Annotated in this window: 1 protein-coding gene; it reads left to right on the plus strand. The window is 65.4% G+C overall.

Annotated elements, in window-relative coordinates; all coding sequences use genetic code 11:
- The first annotated feature begins 138 nt into the window (after positions 1-138).
- Positions 139-912 carry a transposase family protein gene (locus ABD785_RS41140; protein WP_344840340.1) on the plus strand — a complete coding sequence of 258 codons (774 nt, stop codon included), beginning with the start codon at positions 139-141 and terminating at the stop codon, positions 910-912.
- Positions 913-925 lie beyond the last annotated feature (13 nt).

Genomic DNA, 925 nt, shown 5'->3' on the forward strand with positions numbered 1-925 from the left:
CAGTGACCCTTTTTCATCCGTCTGAGCGGGCGCTGATCACGACGTGATCGCGGTTCGGGTGTTCGGTCGGTGGCGCGAGGAAACCCCTGGTAGACGGGTTGATCACCACAATCGCCACGTCCAGGCCAGGGGTTCTGCATGCTGTTCTACCGTGCTGCCGTCGATTTGTCGCGTTCAACGCTCAACTACGTCGCCGGGCTGATCCGGCGTCGGCGCAAGCAGATCGGGTCGACGTGGCGGCTGCTCAACCCCGGGCAGCAGGCGTTGCTCGTCCTGGCCCACTTGCGCAAGGGCGAGACGTTCGCCGAGGTCGGAGCGGGGTTCGAGGTGTCCACGAGTACCGCGTGGCGGTACGTCGAGGAAACGGTGGCGCTGCTGTCGGCACGGTCACCCAAGCTGACAGCGGCCCTGGCGAAGGCGAAGAAGGACGGACTGCATCTGCTGGTCCTGGACGGCACGCTCATCACGACCGACCGGGTGAAGGCCGACCGGCCCTACTACTCGGCCAAACACCGCTGCCACGGGATGAACGTGCAGGTCATCGCGGGTCCCGACGGGACGATCCTGTGGACGTCCGGGGCGATGCCCGGCAGCACCCACGACCTGACCGCCGCCCGCATTTGGGGGATCCTGCGTGAATTGGACAAGGCCGGGATCATCACGCTGGCCGACAAGGGATACCAGGGCGCCGAAGCGCAGGTGGTCATCACTCCGTACAAGGGCAAGAACAAGATCGCCTCGCAGAAGCAGGCCAACCGCTCCCACGCGAAGCTCCGCGGACCCGGCGAACGCGCGAACGCCCAGCTCAAGAGCTGGAGACTCCTCCGGAAACTCCGGTGCAGCCCCAGCAAGGCCGGCCACCTCGTCAAGGCCATCGCCGTCCTACAGAACTACGAGGTCACCCGAGGATGAAAAAGGGTCAGTG

Origin of the sequence: Actinocorallia longicatena (genome assembly GCF_039534125.1) — a bacterium.
In the GTDB taxonomy this organism is placed as follows: domain Bacteria; phylum Actinomycetota; class Actinomycetes; order Streptosporangiales; family Streptosporangiaceae; genus Actinocorallia; species Actinocorallia longicatena.